Annotated in this window: 1 protein-coding gene; it reads left to right on the top strand. The window is 69.3% G+C overall.

What is annotated here, in order from left to right:
• Nucleotides 1-113: 113 nt before the first annotated feature.
• On the top strand, nucleotides 114-2,252 hold a 2,139-nt coding region (locus ACFVUY_RS43305), incomplete at its 3' end, for a condensation domain-containing protein (protein WP_387737363.1).

Here is a 2,252-nt window from a genome sequence, read left to right as displayed (position 1 = left end):
TGGACGCGTGGTTGCGTCCGGTGCCGGCGGGGGTGGTCGGTGAGGTGTATGCGGCGGGGGCCGGTCTGGCGCACGGGTATGTGGGTCGGGCGGCGTTGACGGCGGAGCGGTTCGTGGCGAATCCGTTGGGTGCGGCGGGCGAGAGGATGTACCGGACGGGTGACCTGGGGCGTTGGCGTGCCGACGGGGTGCTGGAGTATGTGGGGCGTGCGGACGACCAGGTGAAGATCCGGGGTTTCCGGGTCGAGCCGGGGGAGATCGCGGCGGTGCTGCAGGCGCACGCGGCGGTGGCCCAGGCGGCGGTGGTGGCGCGGGAGGACCGTGCGGGGGACAGGCGTCTGGTCGGCTATGTGGTGCCGGTCGCGGGTGGGCAGATCGACGTTGATGAGCTGAGGGGTTTCGCCACGGGGCGTTTGCCGCGGCACATGGTTCCGTCGGCGTTGGTGGTGCTGGAGGCGCTGCCGATCACGCCGAACGGCAAGCTGGACCAGCGCGCCCTGCCCGCACCCGCAGCCGTCACCGCCGATCAGAACGGACGGAGCCCGCGCTCGGTCCAGGAGGAGATCCTGTGCGCGATCTTCGCTGAGGTCCTCGGTGTTCTGTCGGTGAGCATCGATGACGACTTCTTCGCCCTGGGCGGTCATTCGCTTCTGGCGGCCCGGTTGATCAGCCGGATCCGCAGTACCTTCGATGCCGAGCTCGGGATCCGTGACCTGTTCGACGCCTCCACGGTCGTGGGCGTCGCGGAGAAGCTGAAGGACGGCCGCCCGGCACGTCCGGCGCTGGTCGCGGGCGTGCGGCCGGAGGTGCTGCCGCTGTCGTTCGCCCAGCAGCGGTTGTGGTTCCTCGACCAGTTGGAGGGGGCGTCGGCGGCCTACAACAGTCACTTCGCGTTCCGTCTGCACGGCACGGTGGACGTCGACGTTCTGCGTGCGGCGGTCGGTGACGTGGTCGGCCGGCACGAGGTCCTGCGCACGGTCTACCCGGCGGTCGACGGTCAGCCGCGCCAGCTGGTCCTGCCCGCCGGCGACGCCCACGTCCCGTTCACGGTCGTGGAGTGCGGACATGATGCGCTGCACGAGGAGATGCGCACGGCTGCTTTCACGCCGTTCGATCTCTCGACCGAACTTCCTTTGCGGCTGGCGCTGTTCACGCTCGGCGAGGGCGAGGGCGAGGGCGAGGGCGAGGGCGAGGGCGACGGTGAGGGAGAGTCGGTGCTGTTGCTGACCTCACATCACATCGCGATTGATGGTTGGTCGATGAGGCCGTTGTGGGAGGGGGTGGCGTCGGCCTATCGGGCGCGGTTGGCGGGGCTGGCGCCGGAGTGGGAGCCGTTGGCCGTTCAGTACGCGGATTACTCGCTGTGGCAGCAGGAGCTGCTGGGCGGGGTCGTGGGTGAGCAGTTGGCGTACTGGTCGGAGGTGCTGCGGGATTCGCCGCAGGAGGTGGCGTTGCCGTTGGACCGGCCTCGGACGGGGGTGGTTTCGCGCGCGGGTGGTCGGGTGGAGTTCGGGTTGGATGCCGAACTGCATGCCGAGCTGGAGGCGTTGGCGCGTCGGCACGGGGTCACTCTGTTCATGGTGCTGCATGCGGCGTTGGCGGCGTTGTTGTCGCGGCTGGGTGCGGGGACGGATGTTCCGATCGGGACGGTGGTGGCGGGGCGTTCGGACCAGGCGTTGGACGAGCTGGTCGGGTTCTTCGTGAACACGTTGGTGCTGCGGACGGATGTGTCGGGTGAGCCGACCTTCGGTGAGCTGTTGGGCCGGGTCCGTGACGCGGATCTGGCGGCGTTCACGAATCAGGATGTGCCGTTCGAGCGGCTGGTGGAGGAGCTGAACCCGGTTCGTTCGGCCTCCGTGCATCCGTTGTTCCAGGTGATGCTGGTTCTGCAGAACAACAACGAGGAGGCGCTTCAGCTCCCGGGCGTCACGCTGGAAGCGGAGGCCTTCGCCGACGCCCCGGCCAAGTTCGACCTCAATTTCGCCTTCACGGAGGCGCGGGCCGGCGATGGCACGCCGGGCGGAATCCGGGTGGAGCTGCAGTACGCGGCGGACCTGTTCGACCACGGCACGGTTGAGCTGATGGGGCGGCGGTTGGACGCGCTGTTGGCCGCGATGGTTGCGGATCCGGAGCGGTCGGTCGGGTCGGTGGATGTGCTGGTGGGCGGTGAGCGTGAGCTGATCGTGTCGGGGTGGGGTGGTGGTTCGGGGGCGGTTCCGGCGGGGACGGTGTCGGGGTTGTTCGCGGAGCAG

Origin of the sequence: Kitasatospora sp. NPDC058063 (assembly GCF_042885395.1) — a bacterium.
Lineage (GTDB): Bacteria > Actinomycetota > Actinomycetes > Streptomycetales > Streptomycetaceae > Kitasatospora > Kitasatospora lactacystinica.
Note: the sequence above shows the minus strand (reverse complement) of the source record. Positions and strands in the feature narration are given on the sequence as shown.